Source organism: Ruegeria sp. CDSB022 (assembly GCF_059611145.1).
Window position 1 is genome coordinate 128427 of sequence record NZ_JBXWOZ010000005.1, and the last position, 26142, is coordinate 154568.

The window sequence follows — 26142 nt, forward strand, 5'->3', positions numbered from 1 at the left end:
TTCTCAGCATTTTTGCTTGGATAAAACGTTACGGCCCAGACGTTCAAGGGCTGCGCGCAGATCGCCATCATGGACACCCTGCGCGGCCCGGTCTGCCTCGGCTATGATTTCTGGTTTGATTGTGGGTTTCGCCTGTTTCGGCTTGTGATCGAAACTGGCCTGCCCCTCGGCAAATCCTGTCGGAGCTGTCTGGGTGATGCGCACCCGGCTGATGGCATTATAGCCATAAACCGCATTCACCTTGCCGCGCAGCTGTTCCTTTTGCATCTCAAGCATCGGCGCCTGCGGACCGGTGGTCAGCACCGTCAGCGTGGCCCCCATACCGCCCTTGCCATAGCCCACTTTCACCGGCCGCGCGATCGAGGCCACATCCTGCCCCACGATCTCGGCCCAATGGGTCAATAGACGAGAGACGGCGAATCCCCGGCTTTCCCCGGCGCGCCTGATCTGGCCGTTCAGCAATGTCGCAGTACGTTTAAAGCCGCGTGTCGAAGAACGTCTGGGCTGCATCTGGTTTCCAACTCCTGTCTCTCTATTGTAAAGGGCAGAACACCGGGCGCCAGCGAAACCCGACAAGGAGATATGTAAAACTTGCGTGACACCCACGAAATTGACTTCAGCGATGAGTTGCTGGCCTGGTACGACCGCAATGCCCGTGAAATGCCATGGCGCATTAGTCCTGCCGATAGGTCTTCCGGAATGCGTCCTGACCCCTATCGGGTTTGGCTGTCTGAAATCATGCTACAGCAGACAACTGTGGCAGCGGTGCGCGACTATTTCCTGCGGTTCACATCTCGGTGGCCGACAGTTGAATCACTGGCCGCAGCGCCTGACGAGCAGGTCATGGGGGAATGGGCCGGTCTGGGATATTATGCCCGCGCCCGCAATCTGCTGAAATGCGCGCGCGTTGTGGTTGAAAGCCATGATGGCTGTTTTCCCGACTCACACGATGAGCTGCTGAACCTGCCGGGCATAGGCCCGTATACAGCCGCCGCGATTGCAGCCATTGCCTTTGATCGTCCGGAAACCGTGTTGGACGGCAATGTCGAACGTGTCATGGCCCGCCTATACGACATTCACGATCCGCTGCCGGGGTCAAAACCACAACTCAAGCAACGGGCAGCTGCATTGACCCCAGCGGTGCGTCCGGGCGACTATGCACAGGCCGTGATGGATCTGGGTGCGACTGTCTGCACCCCAAGATCCCCGGCATGCGGGATATGTCCAATGCGCACGCGTTGCCGCTCCCAAGCTGCGGGTACCCAGGCCGATCTGCCCCGCAAAACACCGAAAAAGCCAAAACCCACACGTTATGGCCATGTCTACATCACCCAGACAGCGGACGGGGCGATGTTGCTTGAACGCCGCCCAGACAAAGGGCTTTTGGGCGGTATGCTGGGATGGCCGGGATCCGAATGGTCCGATGCGCCGTCTGACACCGCGCCGTTTGCGGCGGACTGGCGCGTTCTACCGGGCGAAGTGCGCCACACGTTCACGCATTTCCACCTGATCCTGCAGGTTTGGGCAACCTCTTTACCGCCCTGTGCGGCACCGGAGGACATGATCTTGCTTGATAAACATGCCTTTCGGCCCAGCGATCTGCCGACGGTCATGCGCAAGGCATTTGACCTCTGGCGCAACCAGTAACACATTATGCTGAAACACGACCTACGGATAGTCTGTCCCGCGTCGACCGGAGCTTTTGATGATCGCATCTGAAACATTGACTCGCTGGCAATCCACCCTTCCATTCTGGGTCTCGTTTTTGCTGATTCCATTGATTTGGGCCACGGCCTTTGTGGGTGGCTGGTGGGTCTTGCTGGTGCCGCTTTCAACATGGTGGATATTTGCCGCGCTGGATCAGCTCACCGGGCTCGACCTCGAAAATGCGGACCCAGATACGCCGGACAGCATGTTGCGCTGGTATATCCTGCTGACCAAAGCCTGGGTTCCGGTACAGTTCCTGACCCTTTACGGGCTGCTTTGGCATGTGACGCACAGCTCTCACCTGTCTTCACCAGAAAAGATCGGCCTGTTCTTTGGCATGGGTGTGATCTCGGGGACGATTGGAATCAACTACAGCCACGAACTGATGCACCAGAAGGGCCGACTGGAGCGTGGGCTTGGCGACATCCTGCTGGCTATGGTCTTGTACTCGCACTTCCGGTCCGAACATTTGCTGGTTCACCACCGCTATGTCGGAACCCCGCGCGATCCGGTAACAGCACGATACAACGAAGGCTTTCATCGCTTCTATCCGCGTGTTCTGTGGCAATGCCTGGCCTCCGCCTTTCATGCCGAGCGCGAGAAACTGGCGCGCAAGAACCAACCCTGGACTGACCGCGCAAACCCGTTCTGGCGGTATTGGATGTTACAGTGTGGTATGCTGACCCTGGCAGGTTTGATTGGAGGATGGTCCGGCCTTGTCCTGTTCCTGATTCAGGCCGGCGTCGCCATCTGGCAGCTTGAACTGGTGAACTATGTCGAACATTACGGGCTGACCCGAAAATATCTGGGCCAGGGGAAATACGAACACGTCCTGCCCTGTCATTCGTGGAACGCGTCGCAAAAAGCGTCGAACTGGCTGCTGATCAATCTACAGCGCCACTCGGACCATCACTACAAACCCAACCGTCGATTTCCACTGCTTCAACATCACGATCAGAACACCGCACCGCAACTGCCCTACGGATACCCAGTGATGACGATCGCCGCGATGATCCCACCGCTCTGGCGGCGTGTCATGAACCCCCGTGTGCGGGATTGGCGGCGCAGGTACTACCCCGAAGTCACAGACTGGCAACCCTACAACAAGTCACAAAACCCGATGCCAGGGTCCTGACCGCAGCGCGCCTCGGCGCGCTGCCCGGCCCAACGACTGGCCCTGCGTCTTTGATGCGTGATCCATCGACGAGAGAGCCTTGAGCTACATCACCCAGATATCCATCGGGTATTCAACACCGCGCACAGGGTGGCCCTTGTTTTCGGTAAATTCGGCTGTCAGTTCGGAGGCACTGCTCCCTTCCTGCTCAAGCTGCAGGCGCACCGCATCACTCAGCACGATCCGGGCCTGCAGCTCGCGGGTCATTGCCTCAAGTTTCGCAGCGACATTTACCGCATCACCGATCACAGCAAATTCCAGACGGTTGGCGCCAATATCCCCCAAAACAACCGAGCCATAATGGACACCGATGCCAACACGAATCTCGGGCTCTCCGGCACGTCTACGTTCTATGTTCCACCGGTCAATCACAGTCACCATGCCGCGCGCGCAGGATACCGCGTTGGTCGCATCTAACGGTGTCGTCACCGGGGTCCCGAAAGTTGCCATAAGACCATCGCCTAAGTACTTGTCCAATGTCCCATGATGGCGGAACACTTCGGCCTCCATCCTAGCATGAAATCCACGCAGCACCTCGATCACGTCATAAGGATCACGGCCCGCCGCATATTTGGTGAACCCCACAATATCGATGAAGAGCACTGCGACATTCTCTTTTCGCACCTGTTTGAGCGGATCGTCATTTTGGCTCAGTTCCTCCACCACATTTGGTGAGAAATATCGCGACAGGTTCGCTCGTTCCCGTTCCAACCCAGCATTGGTCATCAGCAAATGATTGAGCCGCCGCATCGACACGCCCAGCGTCACCGCCACCATCAGGAACACAATCACTTGCTGGATTCGGATCGAAGATCTGAAACTATTTGGATCCAACATTTCGGCTACATCCGGATACCCCTGCAAGGCCTCGGCCACTTTCTCACTTATGCCGGGAATCGGAACCGCAACCCACCAGGCAATCACCCATCCGGTAGTCCAGATTATTGCAGTCCATGTGCCTATGGCAATCACCGTGCGCCAGGAATAGGCCATGGTTCCTGCTGCAAGAATGACGAAGAAATACTGAAAGTTGTCAAACCGGAATTGCATTGCCAATGGGCGCACATCATCGCTGAACGGGTTGGGAATGATCATTCCCAAAGTCATAATCAAAAGGTCAACAAAGATAAGCAGCAACTCTGTCCGAGATTGCCCCACACGGCCTGCCCGTCGGATCATCCAACCATTTGCGCAAATCAGCAAAAGGATGAAATGATACCAAAGGACCTCCCAATGCGGGTTCAGGAAGATCAACAAAAGGCCAGTCAGACCCATTGCGATCCAGCGGGCCCGGACAGCAAGCTCCAGCCCCTCGCGCTTGTGCCGTTCCAGCGCAGCTTCGGTGTATTTATTCTCGATTTCTACTTCGTTCGGACGGGTGAAAAAGAACCACCTAGCCCGAGGTTCGCTGGCTGCTGTGTCCGACATTGCGAAAGCTCCTACACTGCGCCGATTGCTTCAATAGGCTCATATCGGAACTCATCAGGGAAAGAAACAAAAGACCCCGCCGTTGATCGGCGGGGCAAGGCTTAGTGCCTTGTGTCAGGCCACAGGCACCGGCGGTATTGGTCTATCAGTTGTGCATCTCGGACCGGATCTGCTGACGCAAGACGTCGATCGGCACGGTTTTGCCGTCGCGCTTGAAGCACCAGTAGGTCCAGCCGTTGCAGGAGGGCGCATTCTCGAGATGGGCACCAACCTGATGGATCGAACCCTTGATATTTTGCCCCACCAGTGTCCCATCGGCGCGGACCTTGGCCTTGTGACGCTGGTTCATGGAATAGAGTTCCTCGCCCGGGCGTAGCATGCCGCGTTCGACCAACTGGCCAAAGGGCACGCGTGGCTCGGCGCGTTTGCTGGCGCTGACCTCCAGCGCCTCGCGGTCGAATTTACGCACTTTCGCGATGCGCTTTTCGGCCACTTTGCGATAACTTTCTTCGCGCTCAATCCCGATGAATTCGCGACCCAGCATCTTGGCCACGGCCCCTGTAGTCCCGGTGCCAAAGAACGGGTCCAGAATAACGTCACCCGGATTGGTTGATCCAACCAGCACGCGGTGCAGCAATGATTCCGGTTTCTGCGTCGGATGCGCCTTGTCGCCGTTTTCATCCTTGAGCCGTTCATGGCCAGTGCAGATCGGCAGCACCCAGTCGCTGCGCATCTGGACGCCTTCGTTCAACGCTTTCAGTGCCTCATAGTTGAAGGTGTATTTCGCCCCTTCACGCTTGGAGGCCCAGATCATTGTCTCATGCGCATTTGTGAACCGCTTGCCACGGAAATTCGGCATCGGGTTCGATTTACGCCAAACTACATCGTTGAGGATCCAATACCCAGCATCCTGCAACGCAGACCCAACACGGAAAATGTTGTGATACGATCCAATCACCCAGATCGCGCCATTGGGCTTCAGCAGACGATGGGCCGCCTTCAGCCATTCCCGCGTGAACTGGTCGTAGACGCCAAAGCTGGAAAACTGGTCCCAGTGATCATCGACTGCATCCACTTGGCTGTTATCGGGGCGGTGCAGTTGCCCTTTCAACTGCAGATTATATGGGGGATCGGCAAAAATCAGGTCAACCGAAGCCTCGGGCAGACTGTTCATCACTTCGATGCAGTCCCCGGATAGGATCGTGTTTACAGGGAGCGCTGTCGCGCCCTTTTTGGTAGTCGTTGTCATATCGCTGCCTCAAGTTCCACGGCGCTTATGCGCTCATTTGGTTGAGACAAGGATGAGTCAAAGACGATTCGCCGTCAATTTCTTTTTTGAATCAGCGGCTTACGATTTACTCTTGATACAACATATTGTGGACGGGCTTGAACGAAACTCTATGGTGAGGGGTCACACCAAGATTTCGCAGCGCATCCTTGTGTTGTTTTGACGGATAACCGGCATTTGTCTCCCAGCCGTATCCCGGATGCTGTTGCGCCAAATCCACCATCAGTTGATCGCGCCAGTTTTTGGCAAGGATCGAAGCTGCGGCGATCGACACGGAATGGGCATCGCCTTTGACCACTGCCTGCGCCGGAATGGCCAGTCCGCGCGGAATCATATTTCCGTCGATCAACAGATAATCCGGGGGGGGATCCAGCGCCGCCACCGCGCGCTCCATCGCCAGATGCGAGGCACGCAAGATGTTGTGCTCATCAATCTCGGCCACCGAAGCCTCGGCCACCGCGAATTCGGCGCAGCCACGCAGGGCAGTATCCAATGCGGCCCGGCGCTTGGCCGACAATTTCTTTGAATCATTCAATCCTTCGGGCATGTTCGCAGGATTCAGGATCACCGCAGCAGCCACAACAGGACCGGCCAGCGGCCCCCGCCCAACCTCATCGACGCCGGCAATCCGCAGATATCCCTGCGCAAGCGCGGCTTTTTCAATCTCATAATCCGGTGTGGTCATGTTTTGGGAAAATCCTGTTTTCCCCCATTGCGCAAGAAAAAAGAGAGGACAGCAATCGCTGCCCTCTCCGACGTGATGCTTCTAAGGCACCACTCCTGCTCGAACCGTATTACTTGTAAACGACGCGGTATCCCTGTTGGCGCAGGCAGGCGGGTTCATAGGCCCGCTTGACTTTATTGCCATTCCAGAAACCGACCTTGCACTTTTTGGGCAGGCTATTGGCGTATTTGTAGTGCTTATCCAGGCAGCGCGTCCCCAGAAGCGGGCGCTTTTTGCCATAGCCCTTGAAGGTTTCCAGGCACCTTTGCGGCAGACTATAGCGCGCAACGCGCTCGGGCAAGGGACGGATATGGTTCGGCCGATGCCTGGGGGTCCTCTGGATGTGCTGTTTGGGGGCCTGATACACGTGGTTGTAGTTGCGGGTAACCTTTTTGCTGTCACCTTGCTTGTCAAAATGATGGATGGCAGCGCCAATCAAGGCAATCGCCGCCAGCCCGCCAAGAATATCTTCTGCATCAGCGGCACGGGCCTGGGATGCAGAAACGCCGGTAATTGCGACTGCAGAGGCAATGATCAGAGCGATGAATTTCTTATGCATGGTGCTGTCCTTTCGGGTACTCGGTGGACGTGATGACAGTCCGTAAATTCGATGACCCGACATTGGGGATGTCCCCTTCAGACAAGCAATAACGCCGTTTTGTTATCTGATATCAGACCGCGAAACCCCTTTGCGTTATTGAATATCAACCAAAGCCATGCGCAGGATGCGGCCTATGAAACAGATCCTCTCTTCTCTGGCCATCGGGGCCCTGATATCGCTTGGTTCCATGGCGTCAGCAGCGGACTGCTATGCCGATTACAAGGCCAAGCAGGACAATCCGTTGCGCCTGCATTATGGCGTCATGCAGGTTTCGTCCTGCGGCAAAGGAAAAGCCAAAAAAGAGGTCGCGCAACGGCTGCGCGGCTCGGGCTGGACCCTGCTGAACGTCATGTCCGTTTTTGGACCGGAAGGGTTGGATAAAAGGAAGGCCAATGCCGGAAAATTCTATCTCCGTTACTGAGGCACGGCGCTCGGGCGTCAGGTTGGTTGGCGCGGGCATCACGGTAATCGTTGTCATACTTGTGGCCTCTGCCGCCTTTCTGTTCTGGACATTGCCAGATGCAAACGCGTTCAATGCCCGCGTCGAACGTCTGTTCGTCGAGAGTGATCTGACCTCGCAGACCGAGATTCGCCTACTCGAGATTCTGGCCCAGTCCGGCACTGCCTTTGCCGATACATTGTCCAGTTACCGCATGGTTATCTTTGTTTTGCTGGTTTTCGCCACTGCAATGCTGATTGCTGCGCTGGTGTTTCTGGTCATGCTGGTGCTGTTGAACCGACGCATGGCACAGATTGAGCGCACTGGGATTCAGGTCACTTCACTTTTGATCAGCCGGGAAGAGAATACCGTCTATCTCAATAACATGGATTTCAAACTGACAGCGTCGGCGATGGAAACCCTGTCAGTTCTTGCCGAATCCCGGTTGGATGACGAGGTTCTATCCGGCATTCAGATCGAGGCGATGATTTCCGGCAAAAGCACAGCTGATTGTGACGAGGCTGCTGGCGCGACGCGGATCAAGCGCCTGCGCGATGCTTTGGGCAATCAGATGGTCAGCGAGTTGCTGGTCAAGAACATTGCTAAAAAAGGCTATATGTTGTCGATCGAAAAAGACGTCATTCAGATGATTTGATATTGGGAAAATCCTGCTCTGCCCCTTGGAAAACACGGATCAAACGCCCATCCTATAAAGACCCGTGCCGGGGAGGATGATTATGAACGTTCACGTGACTCCAAATATCAAAGGCTATGGGATCTCGGTCGAACCACTTGTCGGCCGTATCGCAATCTACCGGGATGAGATCCTTCTGGCTGAAAGCTTTGATGCCAAGGTAATGTACGAAACTCGGTTGCCGCCGATGATCTACATCCCCCGTCAGGATGTACATGTCGATCTCAGCGATGAGACCGAACTTCAGACATTCTGCCCGTTCAAAGGCACCGCCACTTACCACGATGTCGTTCTGGCGGATCAACGATTGGCCAACTCCGTCTGGGCTTACGAGAACGCCCTGCCCGAAAGCGCCGCGATCCAGGGCCATATCGGCTTTATGCCCACCGCATATACGCGGATTGAGCTGGGTGAAAACAACCTGCGCAACCCGGAAGACGGCAATATCAGCGGGCCGCTGATTGATTGGCTGATGCGGGGGGCCAGTGATCTCAGCACGCCCGAAGCATTCACCAAAGCGCTGGCCGAGAAGATGCTGGAACATGGAATTGCCATTCAGCGCCTCAGTATCCTTGCCTGGTCCCTACATCCGCTGATCGCGGGCAAACACTATATTTGGGAAAAGGATGAGGCCGAGATTTCGACCAATGTGCCCACCTATGAAATCCACGACCACCCCGCCTATATCAACAGCCCTCTGCGCCACGTGTCCAACGGTATGGGCGGCGTGCGCCAAAGGCTGAATGACGAGAACCCTCAGCACAGCTTTCCAATCATGGAAGACCTGCGCGCCAAAGGGGCGACTGACTATGTCGCGATGCCCCTGCCATTTTCCGACGGGCGCACCAATGTCTTGACGCTGACCTGCGATCACCCCGACGGGTTCACAACGGCCAATCTGGGGCTGGTGTTCGAATGCTCCTCGGTGATTGCCCGGTTCTACGAAGTCTTCATGCAGCGCGAAAACGCCCAGGTATTGCTGGAAACCTATGTCGGAAAGCGGACCGGCGCGCGTGTCCTGGGCGGAGAAATCCGTCGTGGCGACGGGGATGAGATTGATGCAGCCATCATGTTCTGCGACCTGCGCAATTCTACCCTGTTGGAAGAAAAGCTGGGCCGCGCCGCCTATATCAACCTGCTGAATGACTTCTTTGAAACGGTCTCGGGCATCGTCGACGAAAACGGTGGTGAAGTTCTGAAATTCATCGGGGACGCTGTTCTTGCTGTATTCCCGGCAGGCGAAGATTCTACCTTAGCCCGCGAAAACGCGCAGCGATCAGCAGTTGGAATCGTTGAAAGGCTTGGAGAGCTGCGCAAGTCCGGGTCGGACATGCATTGCGACTGTTCGATTGGTGTCGCTTATGGGCGCGTAACTTACGGCAATATCGGGTCGCGCGAACGGTTAGACTTCACCGTCATCGGACAAGCGGCAAACGTCGCCGCACGGCTTGGGGAATACAGCAAGATCGTGAATCACAGGATCGTTGTTACCAAAGACATCGTGCCGGCCTGTACAGACGCTTTGCCACTTGGAGAGGTCAAGCTGCACAACGTGTCACAACCCGTGTGCTCATACGCGCTCAAAACCTCGGCGGACGCGGTTCTGAACGGCTAGTCGTGGTAGAGATTTCGAGCTCTAGCGCTTGAAATAGAGGTATCTTGCGATTGACGTAGGACTATCCGCCCAGCAAAACCAACGCGGTTTGTGCCGGAGAAATTGTGCTTTGAAGCTGCGCGATCTGACTGCGCGCAAGGTATCTGTCGGTCAAATCCCCGATCGCCTCTTCATCCGCGAACTGCGCTAAATCGTCAGATCCGGTCAGGTCCGACAATCTGTCCTTGAACACCTCAAGCTGCTTGTCGATGTCCAACTGACCAAAGCTTGAGGGCAACCCAAGCGCCGTCTCCATCATCTTTCGCAACGGCGGAAGGCCCATCAAGTCGAACCATTTCGTGTCACCACTGCTGGCTTGCGATGCCAACTCAGCCAGCGCATGTTGTGCATACAGGGATATGCGCATTGACTCGTCCTGTTCACCCACGGCGACCTCAAAGCGCGAGGTCACGTTGCCCCGGGCAATATCCTCCATAAATGTCGAAAGAATGGTTCTTCGAATTTCGCCAGGGCCCAGTCCAAATGCCTCAGAGAATTCACGGTATCTTTTGTCAGATAGGCGATTGGACAAAGCATCATCTGCGCTCGTTCCATCTGACAGGATTTTCTGGATGAAATAGCGGTTGTCGATGTCGCCCTCCAGACCAAATGCGCCCAAGGCAACCTGTAGCAGCCGGCGGTCAGAAACCAGATCTTCAGCCGTCTGAACCTTGCCGATGTTTTCCCGGAAATACGTCGCCTCACGCTCATTGACCGTCGAAGAGGAAAAGCTGTTCAACTGGCCTTCGTAGGTGCGCTGAAGGAACCGCCAGCCAACAATGCCACCTGAGGGTATGACCGGCTGAAAGGTCATTGCTGGTAAGCCATGAGGCGCTCTTCTCGCGGTAGCAGAGCACGCAGGGATTTAAGGCATTTGTAATACTGCTCGGCCAACAAGGCTTCGGTTGCCTCGGCCAAAACTCTGCGGCTGTCCGCATCCGTAAACACTTGGCTCAACTCTTCCACCCGACGCAGCAGTTGTTGGCGGGCGCTTTCAGCTTCCATGTCTCCAGACAGAACCAGTTGCGTCGCATAGCACACTCTGCGAACGGGTGTGTTCACCTCGTCAGGATGTATCGCATCGCGCAAACGCAGGACATTTGCCTGTGGTGTCATGATTGAAAACCGACTTCTACGATCGCCGTTTTCCACAACTACACCATTAATCAGCACCCGTTCTTTTGGGGCAAGCTTCAATACCAAACCCGCCATCAGTTCGCACCCATTTGCCGAAGGCCTTTAAGAACGGCCATGTTTATTTCCAGAAGGGGCTCTACCGAAGCCTTATTGCTGAGTATCTGGCTGCTGTGCTGTTCGGTGAACTCAGCAAGATAGAAAATCCGGGCGCGAAGGTCATTCGGCAAGGCGTTATTGGAATCGGCGACCCCGTTTGCCAACACAGACCAAAGCCTCCGGTTTTCATGCAAAGCCTGAACAAACGCTCCAAAGTCGGTTTTGTGCCGCGCGGCCGCAGCCTTCAACCGATGCGTGATCTTGGAAATCGCCTCATATTCCGTATCACGCGGTGTGCGCGTCGGAGCAGCGGCCTGCGCATAGACGCGTTGTGCAAGAGTTTGCGGTGTCACTTGAAATCCTTCCAAAAGGCCGTCTTACGGCGGTCAAAGCCGGGGCGCGTCTCCACGCCCCGGCCAGGGTCCTGAACTTAGCGGAACAGAGACAGGATCGACTGCGGCGCCTGGTTGGCAATCGACAACGACTGCGTTGCCAGTTGCTGCTGTACCTGCAGGGCCTGCAGACGGGCCGAAGTTTCTTCCATATCGGCGTCAACCAGCGCTCCGATACCGGACTTGAACGAGTCAGAAAGATTCGAGATGAATTCTTTCTGCGTTTCGATCCGGCCCTGAGACGAACCAAACGCCGCAGATGCATCAATGGACGTGTCGATCAAGGTTTCGATAGTGCCCAGCGCCGCCTGAGCACCAGCATCTGTCGAAACATCAATCGAAGCCAACGCCCCCAGGCCACCTGCATTGGCATTGGTGAACTGCGCCGAGACAGTAACGTCCCGATCAGCGTCGGCGCCAGCCGTCGCAGCACCGGTTACAAATGTCAAAGTGCCCGGGTTGGCCGAGTCATAGTCGATTGCGACACCCGTGATCCCCAAGGAATCGATCTGATTTTTCAGGCCAACGGCAACAATGGCATCCGTATAAGCGGCGTCATATGTTCCAGATGGGTCCAGATCAGCAGCTTGCACCGTGTAGGACGCAACCTTGTCACCAATAGTGATCGAGATCTTGTCACCAGCAGCAAAGTTGTCCGTTGAACTGTCCACCACGATATCGCCGGTTCCACCAGCTTTGTCCATCGTGAAGCCCGCGGCGTCATTGTCGGTTGTGACGTTGTCCGAGCCGGCCAGAACACCTTTGCTGGCATACCCACCTGTGGACAGGTTCTGCGAAGCCACCGAAATCGAAGATGCGGTTACGTTGCCACTGGAGTCACGATCCAGAGACGACAGGATCGAGGCTGTACCCGCCGAACCGTCAACCAGGTTAAGCCCGTTAAACTGCGCCGCTCCAACCACCGATGCGATCTGATCTTTAAGAGCAGTCACGTCGTCATTGATTTTGCCGCGGTCAACGTTGTCTTCCTGTGCCGCAACGATCTTCTCTTTCATCTGGGACAGCAGGTCAGTGACTGTCTCGGACGCATTCCGGGCCACCGCAACGGTCGATTCACCCAGTGCCAAACTGTCTTTGATGGCGTTGAACCCCTTAACGTCCGACTCCATGACTTTGGAAATCGCCCAGACGGCTGAATTGTCCTTGGCTGTGGCGACGTCCTTACCAGTTGAAATCGCGTTCTGGGTCTGCGCCAGGTTCCTGTTGACCGATTTCAGGGTTTGCAGCGCAACCATTGCGCCGTTGTTTGTCAGAATGCTGGACATAGCTTTCTTCCTTTTCCGTTCGGGCCTTTTGCGCCCTTGCTTACCCCGCAACATGTACGGGCTTTGACGTCTTTCTGATCACTGCGACCCGCCGTCGGGCTTTTCGCGCCATCTGAGTTTCCAGATGCAGGATCACCTTTGACGCCGATCTCCTAACGGAGTGCTAAGACTCGAAAATCAGAAAGCTCGGATTTGATTCAATCCTCGCGCTAGGCCCGCTTTTCCAGCTTTGCGTGACTGCGAACGGTAAAATCGCTGCGTTGCCCATCCGCTCCATAAGTACTGAATTCCTGACGCACTCGGCGCAGTTCAGCCATGCGCCCGGCAACCGCCCGAATCCCTTCGGCCGCGCTGTTAAGCAGAGCCTGATTCCGGTCGACTTTCTTTTGAACCCCGATCAGTTCATCACTATCAATCACCTCAAGATCATTGATCGCACCGATCAGCTTTTCCTTTTCCGGGACCATGTGATTCAACCGATCCAGATCCCCGGTCACCAAGGCGTTGCGTTCAAGGTCCAGAACTTCTTCAAGAGATTTGATCAGGTCATGTTCAGACTTGTTAGGCATTGGTATTCTCCATCATGGACTGAAACAGGATTTCGGACAGGCCAACACCGCCGGACCTGGCAAGCTGCAGTGCCTGCTGCTGAACAAGAAACGATGAAAACTGGTCTTCACCCGCACCGCCGCCGAACGAATCTCGGGATTCGCCCAGACCTGCGGACTTAAGCATTTCAGACAGGAACGCCGCCTCAAGCTCTACCGCAGCATCTTTCAGCTTTTGCTCAACAGACAAGGGCTGCGGCGCCGCTGGAATACCAGATAGCTTCATAGCTTTCTCCAAAAATTGCATCGAACTTTCTGGATCAAAGATGAAAGCGGTTAAAATAAACGTAACTTCCTGCGGGCAAATTCCTGGTTACGCAAACCGGAGCCGGAGCAAAATGCCCAACCCTCTTATATTGTCCACACCCTCGACCGCCAGCGCCGCAAAATCTGAAACTGCCGCCAAGGGACACCCAATCTCGGAAGCGGCTGACACCTTTGCTGAGGTAATGGAGCAGGAATTGCAGCGTTCCGAAGGTGACAGCTTGAATGAGGACGTGCCCGAACTGACCAATAATGCCGAGGTGCAGGTTGAAGAGGATGTGGTCGAAGAAGACTCTGTTGATCTTGCGACCAGCCTGTCGGGAAAACCTGTAACTGACCCGCCCACCCGCGCGCCGGCGCAGGACGAAGAGATGGCACCTGAGGAAACGCCGGCATCGCTGCCCGAACCTGACAAGGCCGTAATACTCGCAGCGCCAAACAATGCGACCCCCGATCCTCGGGGGGATGCGCTTGGAAACGCGGCGCAGCGCGCCCGATCTGAGGTTCCGGCTTTGTTGCAGGCGAAAACCGCTCAGCAAAACCCGGAACACAATCTGACGCAAACCGCTATTGCAAAGGGCTATCGGACCAAGGCGTCGATACCCTCGGATTCTGCGCCCGGAAAACCCGAAGTGCCAGAACCAAAGCTGGTTTCGCGAGATACACCCGATGCGGCTCAGGCTCCCAAAGCCACCGGTTCACCGCCGACAACACAATCCATTCCGACATTTGTTCAAATGCAACTGATGGCGTCTGCCAAGGTGCAGGACGTTGAATTGGTATCAGACCCGGACGCCGAGGGGATTCTGCCCGCGCGCGAAAGCCAGCCATTTTCAACGGCACGGGATACGTCGGCAAGCCATCAGCACTTTTTAACCTCAGCACGGGCAGAAACGGCGCGGGCAATCGCGGGGCAGATGGCCGCTGCGATACATGCAAGACCACAATCCGGCACGATTGAACTGACCTTGAATCCGGAAGAGCTGGGCAAGATCTCAATCGTCATGAATGGCCGGGATGACGGGTTGCAGATGACGATCGCAGCCGAGCGGCCGGAAACTCTGGAAATGATGAGGCGACATCTTTCGGTTCTTGAGGCTGAGTTCAAAAACCTCGGGCTTGGCGATCTGTCTTTCAATCTGGGTGGTTCGTCAGACGGCCAGTCCGAAAGCGCGGATAGACACGCGGAGTCCGGTCTGAATACAACCCAGACCGAAATGGATCAGGCCAGCGAGCCGGTCTTAACCCGGATCGGCCATAGTGGCCGCGTTGATATGAGGCTTTGAGCATGATCACACCCGCACAGAATACAGGCGCTAACGCCACACAGACCCAATCTTCGGCGCAATCTGGAACGTCCGGTCTGGCCTCGGATTTTGAAACCTTCCTTCTGATGCTGACCGCCCAGGCCCGCAACCAAGACCCGCTGGAGCCGCTGGATTCATCGGAATACGCCTCGCAACTGGCTCAATTCTCGATGGTCGAGCAGCAGGTTCAAACCAACGATCTGCTTACTGCGCTTGCCTATTCACTTGGTAGCGTCAACCTTGAAGAGCTTGCCAGCTGGGTCGGGATGGATGTGCGAACCGCCTCGGCCTTTCATTTCGACGGTTCGCCAGAAACGCTGTATGCGCAGGCCGACCCCGGGGCGGACAGCGCCTATATGGTGATCCGCAACGAGTCCGACGAAATCGTTGAACGCATCGCTGTTTCAACGACGGAATCCGAGTTTGTCTGGGCCGGAACCGATGACGATGGCGCCCCGTTACCGGCAGGAAATTACACTGCAACGATAGAAAGTTATGACGGCGATGAGCTGCTGTCTGAACGTCTCGCCTCAGCCTATAATCAGGTGCTCGAGGCGCAGGTGGGCACGGATGCCGTTTTGCTGACGCTCGCTGGCGGAGAGGTGGTGCCAGCAGGAATAGTCACTGCGGTGCGAACAGGAGCTTGATCTACGGTTAACGACAGGCGAAACCAAGGCAATGCCCGACTCGTTGACTGATTGGTGATCTCCCTGCCTCAAATACCGTCCCCACCGCGCGACCTTGTTGCTCAACTTGTCAGGCTCGGATTTGCCGGCGCTGGGGCACAGTTTGAAACTCTGTATGGTGGCAGGACAAACCGGGTGTGGAAGGTGCTGGGCGACGACAGTGATCAAGTATTGAAACTGTACCGCTCGGACCTGGAAAACCCATTGTTTCGCAACGATCCCGCATTGGAGGCCGCCTGTCTGCGGGCACTGGCTTCTTCTGGGGTTGTGCCGCGATTGCGGGCAACGGGACAAGATGACAACGGATATTGGGTGTTCTACGACCACGCACAGGGCACCCCCTGGCGGTCTGACCCGGCCCCGGTGGCCCGGTTGCTGCACCGCCTGCATTCGCTCAACCCAAATATAGAGAACGCACCCACCGGTAAAAACGGTAGCGCAGATCTGGCCGAACATGGTCAAAGCATTCTGGCGATGTGCACATCGGATCGACGGGCTCAGCTGGAAAAGATGCAACCACAGCATCATATTTTGCGGTCGGATCACACTTGCCTGATTCACGGCGACCCGGTGGCGGGAAACATCCTCGTCGCATCCTCTGGTCTGACGCTGATTGACTGGCAATGCCCAGCCGTTGGTGATCCTTGCGAGGACCTTGCGCTATTCCTGTCACCCGCCATGCAATATCTTTACAGAGGTGCGGTTTTGACCGTTGACGAGCAAAAGTCCTTTCTTTCGGCGTATGACCGGCAGGAAACCGTAAACCGCTACCGATCTTTACGCCGCTGGTACGGGTGGAGAATGGCGGCCTACTGCCTATGGCGCGCAGAACATGGGGCACCGGATTATGAACAAGGGCTCGAGCTGGAACTGGCCGCTTTGTGAATGTCAGAGGTCGGCCAGTGCCATTAGCGCATAGGCTGGCGGCATCAGCGCCCGCCGCCAGGACCCAAGTGGAAAACGCCGCGGGGGTCGGGCCATTGGCTCAGGCAATTCCGCATCCTGTCCAAGCACCATGCGACTAAGCGCCCGCCCACAATAGGTACCCATCGCGACGCCGTTTCCATGATAGGCCAGCCCAGCAAACATCCCATTCTGACCCGGAACGGGCCCTGCGAACGGCGTCAGGTCCTGGGTAAGGCACACCATCCCTGACCACATATTGGTCACGTCCACATCGGCCCATGCCGGAAACATGGCCTTGAAATCACGCTGCACCTTTTGCCGGATCGCAGCCTCGGCCTTAGGTGATGAGCGCAGGCCACCGCGCATCCCAAACAGAAACCGTCGATCCGGCATAAGACGAAAATAGTGCAGAAGATTTCGTGTATCGTAAGACATCTGATCCGAGGTCCAGCCCTGCGCCGATACCTCAGCCTCGGTCAACGGGCGGGTCACCAGAACGGTTGATTGCGCTGGCATATAGCGCCCAGACAGCCATTCAGGCATGTTTTCACTGGAATATCCGTTGGTGCATATCAGTACATTCGACGCTTTGATCCGTCCTGACGCGGTTCGAACATCAAAGCTCGCGCTGGTTTTGGTGATGTCTCTGGCCATGGTTTTCTGTAAAAATCGGACCCCAACGGAAGCGGCCGCATTTGCAATGCCGAACAGGTATTTCCGGGGGTTCAGACCAAATCCGACCGGCACGCTATAGCCCCCGAAGAAATCCCCTCCCAACCCGAGCCCGGGCAGGTCGGCCACCTCATGCAAGCAGCCCCCGTCATCCGCCGAGCGTCGCAATTTCTCCATGGCGCGGGCGGTGTGGGCCAGGGCGGTCTCGCCCTTGGAATGAACGTCCGCTTCGATCTGATGCGCCTCAAGCAGGTCGGCGACAAGATTGACCGCATCCACTTCGGCCCGGGCAAAGCTTTCGGCCCCCTCGACCCCATATCGCCGAGCCATGCCACGATCGCTCAGCTTTGACCCACCTCGGCAGCAAAACCCACCATTGCGACCCGAGGCACCCCACCCCGGCGTCTCCGCCTCGAGAACTGCGACGGATAGGCCTGCCTGCCCCAGGAAAAGCGCGGCTGTAACACCTGTGAACCCGCCGCCGATGATGGCGACATCCACGCTCAGATCATCCTGCAACACCGGCCAGTCCGGTGCTGCGATAGTTTCATCCCACCAGCACCCTGATCGCGGTCCAGATCCATAGGTGAACTCAGGGAACAGGCGTTTCATTCCGCACGCACTGCCGCCATCTCATCCTGTTTCTGCCGGACCATCGCGCGCTTGGTGACCAAAGATGCTGCTATGACACCGACCGTCACGACCGCAATCATGATCGTGGATAGCGCATTGATTTCAGGGCTGACGCCCAACCGCACAGCTGAGAAAATCTTGATCGGCAGAGTCGTGGCTGACGGGCCCGATGTGAATGATGCGATCACCAGATCATCCAGCGACAGCGTAAAAGCCAATAGCCAGCCTGAAATCACCGCCGGGGCGATGATCGGCAGGGTGACAAGACGGAAGGCTTGTGCGGGTGAGCACCCAAGATCCAACGCTGCCTCTTCCAGAGACTGATCAAACGTGACCAGACGTGAGGATACAACAACCGACACGAAGCACATTGAAAAGGTCGTATGTGCCAGCACGATGGTCAAAATACCCCGGTCCAGTCCAATTCCGATGAACAGCAGCAAAAGCGACAGGCCAGTGATCACTTCGGGCATCACAAGAGGCGCATAGATCATGCCCGAAAACAGAGTCCGGCCAAAGAACCGCCCACCGCGTACCAGCACATAAGCCGCCGCCGTACCCAGAATGGTGGCCAGGGTCGACGAGAATACTGCAACCCGCAAGGTGACCCAGGCAGCATCAAGAAACGCTTCGTTCTGGACCAACTCACCATACCATTTGGTCGAAAATCCAGCCCAAACCGTGACCAGTTTGCTTTCGTTAAAAGAGAAGATGATCAAAATGAGCATCGGGATATAGAGAAACGCGAAACCAAGCGTCAACGAGACGACGTTGAACCAGCTTAATCTGTTCATTGCTCAGCCTCCGTCTGTTTCTGCTGGTTGCGCTGGAACAGCACGATGGGAATCACAAGGATCAGCAACAGCACAACTGCCACGGCACCGGCCACCGGCCAGTCGCGGTTCGAGAAGAACTCCTCCCACAACACTTTGCCGATCATCAATGTCCCGGATCCTCCGAGCAATGATGGGATCACAAATTCGCCGATCACCGGAATCATCACCAGGAAACAACCCGCGATGATACCCGGGCGTGACAAGGGGATCGTTATCAGCCAGAAGGCCTGAATACGCGAACAGCCCAAATCCTCTGCGGCCTCGATCAGCGACTCGTCCATTCGTTCAAGCGCGGAATAGATCGGCAGAATCATGAAGGGCAGATAGGTATAGACGATACCGATATAGACAGCTGTGTTGGTGTTTAGAATGGTCAGCGGGGTCGAGATGATGCCCGTCCACAGCAGCAGTTGGTTCAGGTAACCTTCGTTGCTGAGAATACCCATCCAAGCATAGACCCGGATCAGGAACGACGTCCAGAACGGCAGGATAACCAGCATCATCAACGTCGGGCGCCACTCAGCCGGTGCGCGGGCCATGCCATACGCGATAGGATACCCCACCAGCAAAGTCAGTATGGTTGAAATCAACGCGATTTTGACACTGGACAGGTAAGCTTTCCAATACAGGTCATCTTCGGTTAGCCAGACGAAATTCTCAAAATCCAGCTGGCTGAAGAAATCCCTGAGCCCGGCCCAGCCCTGAGATAAATCCAGTGTCGGCGTGTAAGGCGGGATGGCCAGTTCCGTGTCCGAAAGCGAGATTTTCAGAACGATGAAAAATGGCACCAGAAACAACGCCAAAAGCCAGACATACGGGACGGCGATCAGAAGGGCGCGGCGCATCAATCCGCCAACAGAACCGCGGCGGTGGCTGTCCAGGACAGCCAGACCGGGTCTTCCCATGTAAAGGAACGACGCGAAATGCGACGGGTATTTGCCGTCTGCGCCTTGATAATCGTGCCGTTATTCAGTTCGACGTGATAAGTGGACAGATTGCCCAGATAGGCAATGTCAAGCACCTTGCCCTGCACTGCGTTGATTGCATCCGCAGGACGATCAACCGAGATCGTCACCTTCTCGGGGCGGATCGCCAGATGACATAGCTGGCCGTTCGAAAACTCTGTGGTCGAGGACGCAGTCAAAGGTGCCTGACCTTCAGCCCAGTCAATCTGATAGGTCTCATCAGCGCTTGCCGTGGCCCTGCCCTGGATGATGTTCACATCGCCAATGAAATCGGCCACATAGACCGAACTGGGATTCTCATAAATCCGGTCGGGTGTCGCCACTTGTATCAGATTACCCTGATCCATTACCGCAACCCGGCTGGCCACGGTCATCGCCTCTTCCTGATCATGGGTCACGATCACAAAGGTGGTGCCGGTCTTTTCCTGAATATCCATCAACTCGAATTGCGTATCCTGTCGCAGTTTCTTATCCAGCGCCCCCAAAGGTTCGTCCAGCAACAGCAGCTTTGGCGCTTTGGCCAGGGATCGCGCAAGCGCCACGCGCTGACGCTGACCACCCGAGATCTGGTGCGGTTTGCGACGGGCGAATTGTTCAAGCCGGGTCAGGCGCAACATCTCTTCGACACGATCCATAAGATCATGCTTTGGCATATTGTCCCGGCGCAGACCAAAGGCGATGTTTTCCCAGATAGATAGATGCGGAAACAGCGCGTAGGATTGGAACATCATGTTCACAGCCCGTTTGTTCGGCGGAATGGGATCTATATCCTGCCCGCCCAGCAAAATATGCCCTTCGGTCGGTTTTTCAAACCCGGCCAACATTCGCATCATCGTGGTCTTGCCGCAGCCCGAGGGCCCTAGCAGAGCAAAGAATTCTTTCTCAAATATATCCAAGGACAGATTGTCGATGGCCGTGAACTCACCAAACCGTTTGGTGACATTCTGGAACTGGATCAGAGGTTTCGCCTGTGGGTCTTCCCACGGCACAAAAACAGTAGAGTTCAAAACGGCCCCCGTTCGGCAATCTGAAAAGAATGGCAGGGCGGTTGGTCCGCCCTGCTGAAACAAGCCGGATCAGGTGCCCGATTTGATCTTGGTCCACAAACGGGTCACGACCCGCTGTATCTTCGACGGGTAAGGCGTCGTGATATAGAGGTTTTGCATGGTCGCATCATCCGGATAGATGGCCGGATCACCGATCACGTCTTCCTCAAGAAATTCTTGCGAAGCCTTGTTGCCATTGGCGTAGTAAACATAGTTCGAGGCCGCAGCCATATTGTTGGCATCCAGAATGAAATTCAGGAATTTATGCGCACCCTCCGGGTTCGGAGCATCAGCCGGAATCGCCATCTGGTCGAACCACATCAACGACCCTTCAGCAAAGGGATGGTACTCAATTTCAACACCATTATCGGCTTCGGCCGCACGATCGCGGGCCTGCAGGATATCACCCGACCACCCCACGGCGACACAGATGTCGCCATTGGCTAATGCGTTGATATATTCCGAGCTGTGGAACTTCTGAATGTGCGGTCGAACGCTGGTCAAGACCGCCTCGGCCTTGCCAATAACATCTTTGTCATGGCTGTCCGGGTCTTCACCCAAATATTGCAGAACCATCGGAATGATTTCTGCCGGAGCATCCAGGAAATGTACGCCGCAGGATGCAAGTTTCTCCATATTCTCGGGTTTCAGAACCAGATCCATGCTGTTTAGCGCAACATCTTCGCCCAACGCTTCCTGCACTTTTCCAACATTTACACCAAGCCCGGTTGTGCCCCACATGTAGTTGATAGAATAGGCGTTGTCCGGATCATACCCGGCAGTACGTTCCTGAATCACATCCCACAGATTGCCTGAATTCGACAGCTGTGCAGCGTCAAGCGCCTGAAAGGCTCCAGCCTGGATCTGACGCTGAAGGAAAGTACCCGAAGGCACCACCACGTCATAGCCTGATCCACCGGCCAGCATCTTGGTCTCCAATACCTCGTTGCTGTCAAAAACATCATAAATCAGAGTCAGACCGGTATCTTCCTCGAACTTTGTCAGAAGCTCTTCGTCGATATAGTCGGACCAGTTGTAAACACGCACCTCTTCAGCGAAGGCCGCCGAAGTCCCCAATGCGATGACCGCTGTCATGGTCAGCGTTTTGATTGTCATATTATTCTCCCTGCAAGTGTACGCGCTATTTTCCCGTTTTTTTGGATTTGATCAAGTTTTGCGTTTTCGCACGATCCGTCGTATGGTTTCACGAGGTCAGAAACCTGACAAGTCAACATAGCGGGAAACAGGGCAAACCACTTGGATTTGATCAAAAATAAGGCATCCAGCACTGACGGTGCGCGTGAAAAACGACCTGCGCATGAACAGGTCTATAATACCCTCAGATCACAAATCATGTACGGCGAATTGGTGCCGGGGCAACCCGTCACGATCCAGGGTCTCACTGATTCGCTGGGTGTTGGAATGACCCCTGTGCGGGAGGCTATCAGACGCCTGATATCCGATGGTGCTCTGGTGTTTCAGGGCAACCGCCGAGTGAGTGTTCCTCTTCTGACCGACGGCGACGTCGAACAGATGATTTATTCAAGAATCAAAATAGAATCAGAGCTTTCGAGGCGTGCAACTGCGAATGTGACACCTCAGGACATTGATCATCTTGAGCAGATCGACCAACGTCTGGATCGCACTATCAGCGATGGAGACGTCAGCGGCTATCTGCGCCTCAACCACCGGTTTCACGAAACGCTTTACGGCCATGCAAACGCCCCGATTCTCAATGATCTGGCCGAGCGCCTGTGGCTTAGATTCGGGCCGTCTTTGCGCGTTGTATGTGGTAGATTCGGCACTCAGAGCCTGCCGGACCGCCACAAGGATATCATTTCGGCGTTGCGCAATCAGGACGCGGATATGGCAGCAAAAGCAACCGCACAAGATATCGAACAGGGCATGGAGCTGATGGCAGACGCCTTAGTCAACGCTTAGATCTGTCCGATTCGATTGACAGGAAAAAATTTGATCATATTGTAGCTGCCAATCGCTCTTGCAGGAGATTTTCCGATGTCGACCATCACAAACCATTTGCCCACGGCCCAGTTGCAGGCCTTGGACGCCGCCCACCACATGCACCCTTTTTCGGCCAATGGCGCCCTAGGGAAAGAAGGCGCGCGTGTGATCACCCGTGCGAAGGGCGTCTACCTTACGGACAGCGAGGGTGAAGAAATACTCGATGCAATGGCGGGCCTGTGGTGTGTCAATATCGGCTATGGTCGCGATGAACTGGCCGAGGTCGCAGCCCGCCAGATGCGCGAACTGCCGTATTACAATACCTTTTTCAAAACGACCCACGTCCCTGCCATCGCGCTGGCCGCGAAGATCGCGGAACTTGCGCCAGGCGATCTGAACCATGTGTTCTTTGCAGCCGGCGGGTCTGAGGCGAATGACACAAACATCCGTCTGGTTCGGACCTATTGGGCCGAAAAAGGCCAGCCCGACAAGAACATCATCATCAGCCGCCATAACGCCTATCATGGCTCTTCGGTCGGCTCGGCGTCGTTGGGCGGCATGGCAGGGATGCACGCGCAGGGTGGAATCCCGATCCCGAATATCCACCATATCAACCAGCCAAACTGGTGGGCCGAAGGTGGCAGCATGTCACCCGAAGAATTCGGCCTGGCCCGCGCGCGTGAGTTGGAAGAGGCGATTGAGGAACTTGGCGAAAACCGCGTCGCAGCCTTTATCGCCGAACCCGTACAGGGCGCAGGTGGCGTGATCGTTGCACCGGATACCTACTGGCCTGAAATTCAGCGCATCTGTGACAAATACGATATCCTGTTGATCGCGGATGAGGTCATCTGCGGCTTTGGCCGCACCGGCAATTGGTTCGGGTCACAAACCGTCGGCATTCGCCCCGATATCATGACCATCGCCAAAGGCCTCAGCTCGGGCTATGCGCCGATTGGCGGATCCATCGTAAGCGATGAAATCGCCGAGGTCATTGGTGGCACCGAGTTCAATCACGGCTACACCTATTCCGGCCATCCGGTCGCCGCCGCCGTGGCACTGGAAAACCTGCGCATCCTCGAAGAAGAAAAGATCGTCGAGCATGTCCGCGATGTGGCCGCGCCGTATCTGAAGGAAAAATGGGAGGCGCTGGCCGATCACCCGCTTGTGGGCGAGGCCAAGATCGTCGGCATGATGGCCTCGATTGCGTTGACCCCGGACAAGGCCAGCCGCGCCAAATTCGCCTCCGATCCGGGTACAGTCGGCTATATCTGCCGCGACCGCTGCTTTGCGAATAACCTGATCATGCGCCATGTGGGCGATCGGATGATCATCTCTCCTCCGCTGGTTCTGACACCCGCGGAAATTGATGAGATGCTCGTACGCATCCACAAATCTCTGGACGAGGCACAGGCCGAGATCATCGCACAGGGCCTGATGAAAGCGGCCTCCTGACCCGCGCAGCTTCATCTGGCTGAAAATACCTCGGGGGAGGCGCCGTCAGGCGACGGGGGCAGAGCCCCCTCCCCTACCTCAACCGCTCTAACAGCGGCGCGGACGCATAGCCGTCCGGCAAAAGCCCCTGTGCCAGTTGATAGGCCCGAACCGCCTCGGTGGTGTTCGGGCCGGTGCGCCCGTCGATCCCCTGTGTATCGAACCCGGCTTCGGTCAGCCGGAGCTGCAATTCCTTCTTCTCAGCAAAGCTCAACGCCCGATCACCCCGAGGCCACTCGGCCTGAAACGCCGCGCGGCCCGCCAGACGGTCGGACAAATGTCCAATGCCGATCACATAGGCATCTGCACCGTTGTATTGCTCGATCACGCGGAAATTTTCGAAGACCATCAATGCAACGCCTTCACCACCCGCTGGCAACAAGATCGCTGCCTGACCATGATCCGTAAGCGGCTGTCCATCCCACGCAACCACGCCCAGCGCCGCCCAGTCTGACGGCAGCAGCGTGTAATCGCGTCTCGCGGCCGCAAAATCGAACCCGGCGGGCAGCTGTACTTCAACACCCCATGGCTGTCCCTTGGTCCACCCATGACGCGCCAGATAGGCCGCTGTCGAGGCCAGCGCGTCGGTCGGGTCATCCGCCCATATATCCCGCCGCCCATCACCGTCGAAATCCACGGCGTGATCCAAAAACGAGGTCGGCATGAACTGCGTATGCCCCATTGCTCCGGCCCAACTTCCGACCATCGTTGCGGGACTGACATCGCCTGCCTGAATGATCCGCAAGGCGGCAATCAGTTGCGTTTCAAAGAACTCAGCCCGTCGGGCATCAAAGGCCAGCGTCGCAAGCGAACGGATCGTCTGATCCGACCCCCGAAATGTGCCGAAAGATGTCTCAAGCCCCCAAATCGCGGCCACGACCTCTTTTTCGACGCTATACTGCGCCTCAATCCGGGTCAGCACCGCGGCATGGCGTTCCAACCCCGCGCGACCGTCCGCGACGCGCCGATCAGAAACGGCCGCATCCAGATAGTCCCAGATGGGCTTGGTAAACTCAGCCTGATTACGATCGCGCTTGATGATGTCCTTGTCATAGGCCAGCCCCGCAAGCGCGCGGTCCAAAGTCCCGGGCAGGATGCCCTGCGCCTGTGCCCTCGCCCGAAAATCACCAAGCCACGCCTGAAACCGGGCGCTTCTTTCCTCTGACACGCGATACATTTCCTCCGATGGTCGGACGACCGGTCGGATTGAGACTGTAAGATCAGCCGACGCCAATTGTATCGGCTGTGGCCCTTCCGGGCTTTTGATGGACTCCGCCTGTACGATGGATGCCCATAATGCTGCGGTCATAACGCCGCTTACGCATCTACGCATTCCGAATTTCCTGATAACTGCTCAACCACAGGATAGCGCAAAAATGGCGAATCTCAAAGCGCTCAGCTTTCCGAGTCGCGGTCTCTCGCCTTTCGCTCGGATCGCAGCCGGTTCAGAGCTTCGCGCAGCAGAGGGACCCGGTTGGGCCGGAACGAGGCCCCGGTCGTCTGCATCTCTTGCATGCGATCCAACCGAAACACGCGGAAATCCTGCCGCAACAAGCACCAGCTGATCAGCACGCTGGCGCGATCCATGTACACAATGCTCAGCGGGTTTACACTGCGACGGGTCTCGTCGCCTTTGGCATCCCAATAGGAAAATTCGATCGTCTGTTCGTCCCAGGTGGCCCGCCGCAGTTCAGCGACATCCACCGTTGGTTTCGCCGGCCGGTCAAACCGTGTGGCGGTCAGCACCGCATGGCTGAGGCGCTGAGACTGGCGCGGTGGCAAACGACCCTGCAGCTTGCGCAGAACTTCGCTGGCAGCCTCTGAGAGGCCGGGATCACCAATGGATTGTACCTCGCGCAGGCCAAGCACCAGGGCCTCAAGCTCATCATCGGTGAAGCCAAGCGGTGGCAGGGTGGCGTCCTCGATCAGGGTGAACCCGAACCCCGCCTCTCCGTCGATCACGGCGCCGAGGCTGCGCAATGAATCGATGTCTCGGTGAATCGTGCGCGGCGAAACGCCCAGATCCTGAGCCAGCTCAATCGACGTTCTTGGCGACGGGCCAGAGCGCAAGGATTGCATTAATTGGAACAAACGGGCGGTGCGGGTCATAATGCAGGTTACTTTATCTCTAATGACAGAAATTGTC

Annotated in this window: 28 protein-coding genes; 10 read left to right on the forward strand and 18 right to left on the reverse strand. The window is 56.2% G+C overall.

The window, feature by feature from the left end:
- Positions 1–3 precede the first annotated feature (3 nt).
- Positions 4–510 carry a DUF721 domain-containing protein gene (locus AC2FIZ_RS11235; RefSeq protein ID WP_142637130.1) on the reverse strand — a complete coding sequence of 169 codons (507 nt, stop codon included), beginning with the start codon at positions 508–510 and terminating at the stop codon, positions 4–6.
- 81 nt (positions 511–591) lie between these two features.
- Between AC2FIZ_RS11235 and mutY the strand changes: the two genes are divergently transcribed.
- Together mutY and AC2FIZ_RS11245 are read left to right on the forward strand one after the other, a co-directional pair.
- Positions 592–1647 (forward strand): A/G-specific adenine glycosylase, encoded by a 1056-nt coding sequence (gene mutY, locus AC2FIZ_RS11240; RefSeq protein ID WP_496791037.1) that lies wholly within the window; start codon positions 592–594, stop codon positions 1645–1647.
- 58 nt (positions 1648–1705) lie between these two features.
- Positions 1706–2842: an alkane 1-monooxygenase gene (locus tag AC2FIZ_RS11245; RefSeq protein ID WP_271949630.1), complete on the forward strand. Its 1137-nt coding sequence runs from the start codon at positions 1706–1708 to the stop codon at positions 2840–2842.
- Positions 2843–2926: 84 nt separating this feature from the next.
- On the opposite strand, the gene AC2FIZ_RS11250 is transcribed toward AC2FIZ_RS11245, so the two are convergent.
- The 4 genes from AC2FIZ_RS11250 to AC2FIZ_RS11265 form a co-directional block, all read right to left on the reverse strand.
- Entirely contained in the window at positions 2927–4309 is a 1383-nt protein-coding gene (locus AC2FIZ_RS11250) for an adenylate/guanylate cyclase domain-containing protein (RefSeq protein ID WP_282021983.1), read from the reverse strand.
- 145 nt (positions 4310–4454) lie between these two features.
- Positions 4455–5558, reverse strand: a complete 1104-nt coding sequence (locus AC2FIZ_RS11255) for a site-specific DNA-methyltransferase (protein WP_142637139.1) — start codon at positions 5556–5558, stop codon at positions 4455–4457.
- A 106-nt stretch (positions 5559–5664) separates the two neighbouring features.
- Complete coding sequence (gene rnhB, locus AC2FIZ_RS11260) at positions 5665–6282, reverse strand: ribonuclease HII (RefSeq protein ID WP_281973051.1); 618 nt, start codon at positions 6280–6282, stop codon at positions 5665–5667.
- A gap of 109 nt (positions 6283–6391) precedes the next feature.
- Complete coding sequence (locus AC2FIZ_RS11265) at positions 6392–6880, reverse strand: hypothetical protein (RefSeq protein ID WP_142637143.1); 489 nt, start codon at positions 6878–6880, stop codon at positions 6392–6394.
- 175 nt (positions 6881–7055) lie between these two features.
- On the opposite strand from AC2FIZ_RS11265, the gene AC2FIZ_RS11270 reads away from it, so the two are divergent.
- The 3 genes from AC2FIZ_RS11270 (at position 7056) to AC2FIZ_RS11280 (ending at position 9670) form a co-directional block, all read left to right on the forward strand.
- Positions 7056–7343, forward strand: coding sequence for a hypothetical protein (locus AC2FIZ_RS11270; protein WP_142637145.1), 288 nt, complete (start codon positions 7056–7058; stop codon positions 7341–7343).
- Positions 7315–8016 carry a winged helix-turn-helix domain-containing protein gene (locus tag AC2FIZ_RS11275; RefSeq protein ID WP_142637147.1) on the forward strand — a complete coding sequence of 234 codons (702 nt, stop codon included), beginning with the start codon at positions 7315–7317 and terminating at the stop codon, positions 8014–8016. Before AC2FIZ_RS11270 ends, AC2FIZ_RS11275 begins: the two co-directional genes overlap by 29 nt.
- Positions 8017–8098: 82 nt before the next feature.
- Positions 8099–9670, forward strand: coding sequence for a DUF427 domain-containing protein (locus AC2FIZ_RS11280; protein WP_281995436.1), 1572 nt, complete (start codon positions 8099–8101; stop codon positions 9668–9670).
- Positions 9671–9731: 61 nt separating this feature from the next.
- Here AC2FIZ_RS11280 and AC2FIZ_RS11285 read toward each other — a convergent pair whose 3' ends face one another.
- The 6 genes from AC2FIZ_RS11285 to AC2FIZ_RS11310 all read right to left on the reverse strand — a co-directional run bounded on the left by AC2FIZ_RS11285 (position 9732) and on the right by AC2FIZ_RS11310 (position 13454).
- On the reverse strand, positions 9732–10523 hold the full coding sequence (locus AC2FIZ_RS11285) for a DUF1217 domain-containing protein (protein ID WP_281995437.1): 792 nt from the start codon (positions 10521–10523) through the stop codon (positions 9732–9734).
- On the reverse strand, positions 10520–10921 hold the full coding sequence (gene flbT / locus AC2FIZ_RS11290) for a flagellar biosynthesis repressor FlbT (protein WP_271949613.1): 402 nt from the start codon (positions 10919–10921) through the stop codon (positions 10520–10522). Before flbT ends, AC2FIZ_RS11285 begins: the two co-directional genes overlap by 4 nt.
- Positions 10921–11295 carry a flagellar biosynthesis regulator FlaF gene (gene flaF, locus AC2FIZ_RS11295; protein ID WP_281973049.1) on the reverse strand — a complete coding sequence of 125 codons (375 nt, stop codon included), beginning with the start codon at positions 11293–11295 and terminating at the stop codon, positions 10921–10923. Before flaF ends, flbT begins: the two co-directional genes overlap by 1 nt.
- A 77-nt stretch (positions 11296–11372) precedes the next feature.
- The gene (locus AC2FIZ_RS11300; protein WP_271949609.1) at positions 11373–12620 is read right to left on the reverse strand and encodes a flagellin N-terminal helical domain-containing protein; all 1248 of its coding nucleotides are present in this window, start codon (positions 12618–12620) and stop codon (positions 11373–11375) included.
- A gap of 209 nt (positions 12621–12829) precedes the next feature.
- Positions 12830–13189, reverse strand: a complete 360-nt coding sequence (locus AC2FIZ_RS11305) for a flagellar biosynthesis protein FlgN (RefSeq protein ID WP_281973048.1) — start codon at positions 13187–13189, stop codon at positions 12830–12832.
- Entirely contained in the window at positions 13182–13454 is a 273-nt protein-coding gene (locus AC2FIZ_RS11310) for a rod-binding protein (protein WP_142637161.1), read from the reverse strand. The genes AC2FIZ_RS11305 and AC2FIZ_RS11310 overlap by 8 nt, the downstream gene beginning before the upstream one ends.
- Positions 13455–13566: 112 nt before the next feature.
- Here AC2FIZ_RS11310 and AC2FIZ_RS11315 point away from each other — a divergent pair, with 112 nt between their 5' ends.
- The 3 genes from AC2FIZ_RS11315 to AC2FIZ_RS11325 are packed head-to-tail and all read left to right on the forward strand — an operon-like array spanning position 13567 to position 16370.
- Positions 13567–14778 carry a flagellar hook-length control protein FliK gene (locus tag AC2FIZ_RS11315; RefSeq protein ID WP_281995441.1) on the forward strand — a complete coding sequence of 404 codons (1212 nt, stop codon included), beginning with the start codon at positions 13567–13569 and terminating at the stop codon, positions 14776–14778.
- Positions 14779–14780: 2 nt separating this feature from the next.
- Complete coding sequence (locus AC2FIZ_RS11320; RefSeq protein WP_281995442.1) at positions 14781–15446, forward strand: flagellar hook capping FlgD N-terminal domain-containing protein; 666 nt, start codon at positions 14781–14783, stop codon at positions 15444–15446.
- Positions 15447–15500: 54 nt separating this feature from the next.
- Positions 15501–16370, forward strand: coding sequence for a phosphotransferase family protein (locus tag AC2FIZ_RS11325; RefSeq protein ID WP_496791047.1), 870 nt, complete (start codon positions 15501–15503; stop codon positions 16368–16370).
- A 3-nt stretch (positions 16371–16373) separates the two neighbouring features.
- Here the strand turns inward: AC2FIZ_RS11325 and AC2FIZ_RS11330 are convergent, their stop codons facing one another.
- The 5 genes from AC2FIZ_RS11330 to AC2FIZ_RS11350 all read right to left on the reverse strand — a co-directional run bounded on the left by AC2FIZ_RS11330 (position 16374) and on the right by AC2FIZ_RS11350 (position 21659).
- The gene (locus tag AC2FIZ_RS11330; RefSeq protein WP_496791039.1) at positions 16374–17675 is read right to left on the reverse strand and encodes an NAD(P)/FAD-dependent oxidoreductase; all 1302 of its coding nucleotides are present in this window, start codon (positions 17673–17675) and stop codon (positions 16374–16376) included.
- Positions 17672–18490: an ABC transporter permease gene (locus tag AC2FIZ_RS11335; RefSeq protein ID WP_142637169.1), complete on the reverse strand. Its 819-nt coding sequence runs from the start codon at positions 18488–18490 to the stop codon at positions 17672–17674. The genes AC2FIZ_RS11330 and AC2FIZ_RS11335 overlap by 4 nt, the downstream gene beginning before the upstream one ends.
- Positions 18487–19377: an ABC transporter permease subunit gene (locus AC2FIZ_RS11340; RefSeq protein ID WP_142637171.1), complete on the reverse strand. Its 891-nt coding sequence runs from the start codon at positions 19375–19377 to the stop codon at positions 18487–18489. The genes AC2FIZ_RS11335 and AC2FIZ_RS11340 overlap by 4 nt, the downstream gene beginning before the upstream one ends.
- Complete coding sequence (locus tag AC2FIZ_RS11345; protein WP_142637173.1) at positions 19377–20504, reverse strand: ABC transporter ATP-binding protein; 1128 nt, start codon at positions 20502–20504, stop codon at positions 19377–19379. The genes AC2FIZ_RS11340 and AC2FIZ_RS11345 overlap by 1 nt, the downstream gene beginning before the upstream one ends.
- A gap of 69 nt (positions 20505–20573) precedes the next feature.
- The gene (locus tag AC2FIZ_RS11350) at positions 20574–21659 is read right to left on the reverse strand and encodes a polyamine ABC transporter substrate-binding protein (RefSeq protein ID WP_142637176.1); all 1086 of its coding nucleotides are present in this window, start codon (positions 21657–21659) and stop codon (positions 20574–20576) included.
- A gap of 141 nt (positions 21660–21800) precedes the next feature.
- Between AC2FIZ_RS11350 and AC2FIZ_RS11355 the strand changes: the two genes are divergently transcribed.
- Positions 21801–22484, forward strand: coding sequence for a GntR family transcriptional regulator (locus AC2FIZ_RS11355; RefSeq protein ID WP_271949594.1), 684 nt, complete (start codon positions 21801–21803; stop codon positions 22482–22484).
- Positions 22485–22559: 75 nt separating this feature from the next.
- Positions 22560–23957: an aspartate aminotransferase family protein gene (locus AC2FIZ_RS11360; RefSeq protein ID WP_281995446.1), complete on the forward strand. Its 1398-nt coding sequence runs from the start codon at positions 22560–22562 to the stop codon at positions 23955–23957.
- Between the two features lie 73 nt (positions 23958–24030).
- Here the strand turns inward: AC2FIZ_RS11360 and AC2FIZ_RS11365 are convergent, their stop codons facing one another.
- Positions 24031–25329 (reverse strand): lytic murein transglycosylase, encoded by a 1299-nt coding sequence (locus AC2FIZ_RS11365; RefSeq protein WP_281995447.1) that lies wholly within the window; start codon positions 25327–25329, stop codon positions 24031–24033.
- 62 nt (positions 25330–25391) lie between these two features.
- Complete coding sequence (locus tag AC2FIZ_RS11370; protein WP_142637184.1) at positions 25392–26105, reverse strand: helix-turn-helix transcriptional regulator; 714 nt, start codon at positions 26103–26105, stop codon at positions 25392–25394.
- Positions 26106–26142 lie beyond the last annotated feature (37 nt).

What these genes read in the sequence shown, in the direction of transcription:
- AC2FIZ_RS11235 (WP_142637130.1), bottom strand. Translation starts at nt 510, where the DNA reads ATGCAGCCCAGACGTTCTTCGACACGCGGCTTTAAACGTACTGCGACA.
- AC2FIZ_RS11245 (WP_271949630.1), top strand. Translation starts at nt 1,706, where the DNA reads ATGATCGCATCTGAAACATTGACTCGCTGGCAATCCACCCTTCCATTC.
- AC2FIZ_RS11250 (WP_282021983.1), bottom strand. Translation starts at nt 4,309, where the DNA reads ATGTCGGACACAGCAGCCAGCGAACCTCGGGCTAGGTGGTTCTTTTTC.
- AC2FIZ_RS11255 (WP_142637139.1), bottom strand. Translation starts at nt 5,558, where the DNA reads ATGACAACGACTACCAAAAAGGGCGCGACAGCGCTCCCTGTAAACACG.
- rnhB (WP_281973051.1), bottom strand. Translation starts at nt 6,282, where the DNA reads ATGACCACACCGGATTATGAGATTGAAAAAGCCGCGCTTGCGCAGGGA.
- AC2FIZ_RS11265 (WP_142637143.1), bottom strand. Translation starts at nt 6,880, where the DNA reads ATGCATAAGAAATTCATCGCTCTGATCATTGCCTCTGCAGTCGCAATT.
- AC2FIZ_RS11270 (WP_142637145.1), top strand. Translation starts at nt 7,056, where the DNA reads ATGAAACAGATCCTCTCTTCTCTGGCCATCGGGGCCCTGATATCGCTT.
- AC2FIZ_RS11275 (WP_142637147.1), top strand. Translation starts at nt 7,315, where the DNA reads ATGCCGGAAAATTCTATCTCCGTTACTGAGGCACGGCGCTCGGGCGTC.
- AC2FIZ_RS11280 (WP_281995436.1), top strand. Translation starts at nt 8,099, where the DNA reads ATGAACGTTCACGTGACTCCAAATATCAAAGGCTATGGGATCTCGGTC.
- AC2FIZ_RS11285 (WP_281995437.1), bottom strand. Translation starts at nt 10,523, where the DNA reads ATGACCTTTCAGCCGGTCATACCCTCAGGTGGCATTGTTGGCTGGCGG.
- flbT (WP_271949613.1), bottom strand. Translation starts at nt 10,921, where the DNA reads ATGGCGGGTTTGGTATTGAAGCTTGCCCCAAAAGAACGGGTGCTGATT.
- AC2FIZ_RS11300 (WP_271949609.1), bottom strand. Translation starts at nt 12,620, where the DNA reads ATGTCCAGCATTCTGACAAACAACGGCGCAATGGTTGCGCTGCAAACC.
- AC2FIZ_RS11305 (WP_281973048.1), bottom strand. Translation starts at nt 13,189, where the DNA reads ATGCCTAACAAGTCTGAACATGACCTGATCAAATCTCTTGAAGAAGTT.
- AC2FIZ_RS11310 (WP_142637161.1), bottom strand. Translation starts at nt 13,454, where the DNA reads ATGAAGCTATCTGGTATTCCAGCGGCGCCGCAGCCCTTGTCTGTTGAG.
- AC2FIZ_RS11315 (WP_281995441.1), top strand. Translation starts at nt 13,567, where the DNA reads ATGCCCAACCCTCTTATATTGTCCACACCCTCGACCGCCAGCGCCGCA.
- AC2FIZ_RS11320 (WP_281995442.1), top strand. Translation starts at nt 14,781, where the DNA reads ATGATCACACCCGCACAGAATACAGGCGCTAACGCCACACAGACCCAA.
- AC2FIZ_RS11330 (WP_496791039.1), bottom strand. Translation starts at nt 17,675, where the DNA reads ATGAAACGCCTGTTCCCTGAGTTCACCTATGGATCTGGACCGCGATCA.
- AC2FIZ_RS11335 (WP_142637169.1), bottom strand. Translation starts at nt 18,490, where the DNA reads ATGAACAGATTAAGCTGGTTCAACGTCGTCTCGTTGACGCTTGGTTTC.
- AC2FIZ_RS11340 (WP_142637171.1), bottom strand. Translation starts at nt 19,377, where the DNA reads ATGCGCCGCGCCCTTCTGATCGCCGTCCCGTATGTCTGGCTTTTGGCG.
- AC2FIZ_RS11350 (WP_142637176.1), bottom strand. Translation starts at nt 21,659, where the DNA reads ATGACAATCAAAACGCTGACCATGACAGCGGTCATCGCATTGGGGACT.
- AC2FIZ_RS11360 (WP_281995446.1), top strand. Translation starts at nt 22,560, where the DNA reads ATGTCGACCATCACAAACCATTTGCCCACGGCCCAGTTGCAGGCCTTG.
- AC2FIZ_RS11365 (WP_281995447.1), bottom strand. Translation starts at nt 25,329, where the DNA reads ATGCGTAGATGCGTAAGCGGCGTTATGACCGCAGCATTATGGGCATCC.
- AC2FIZ_RS11370 (WP_142637184.1), bottom strand. Translation starts at nt 26,105, where the DNA reads ATGACCCGCACCGCCCGTTTGTTCCAATTAATGCAATCCTTGCGCTCT.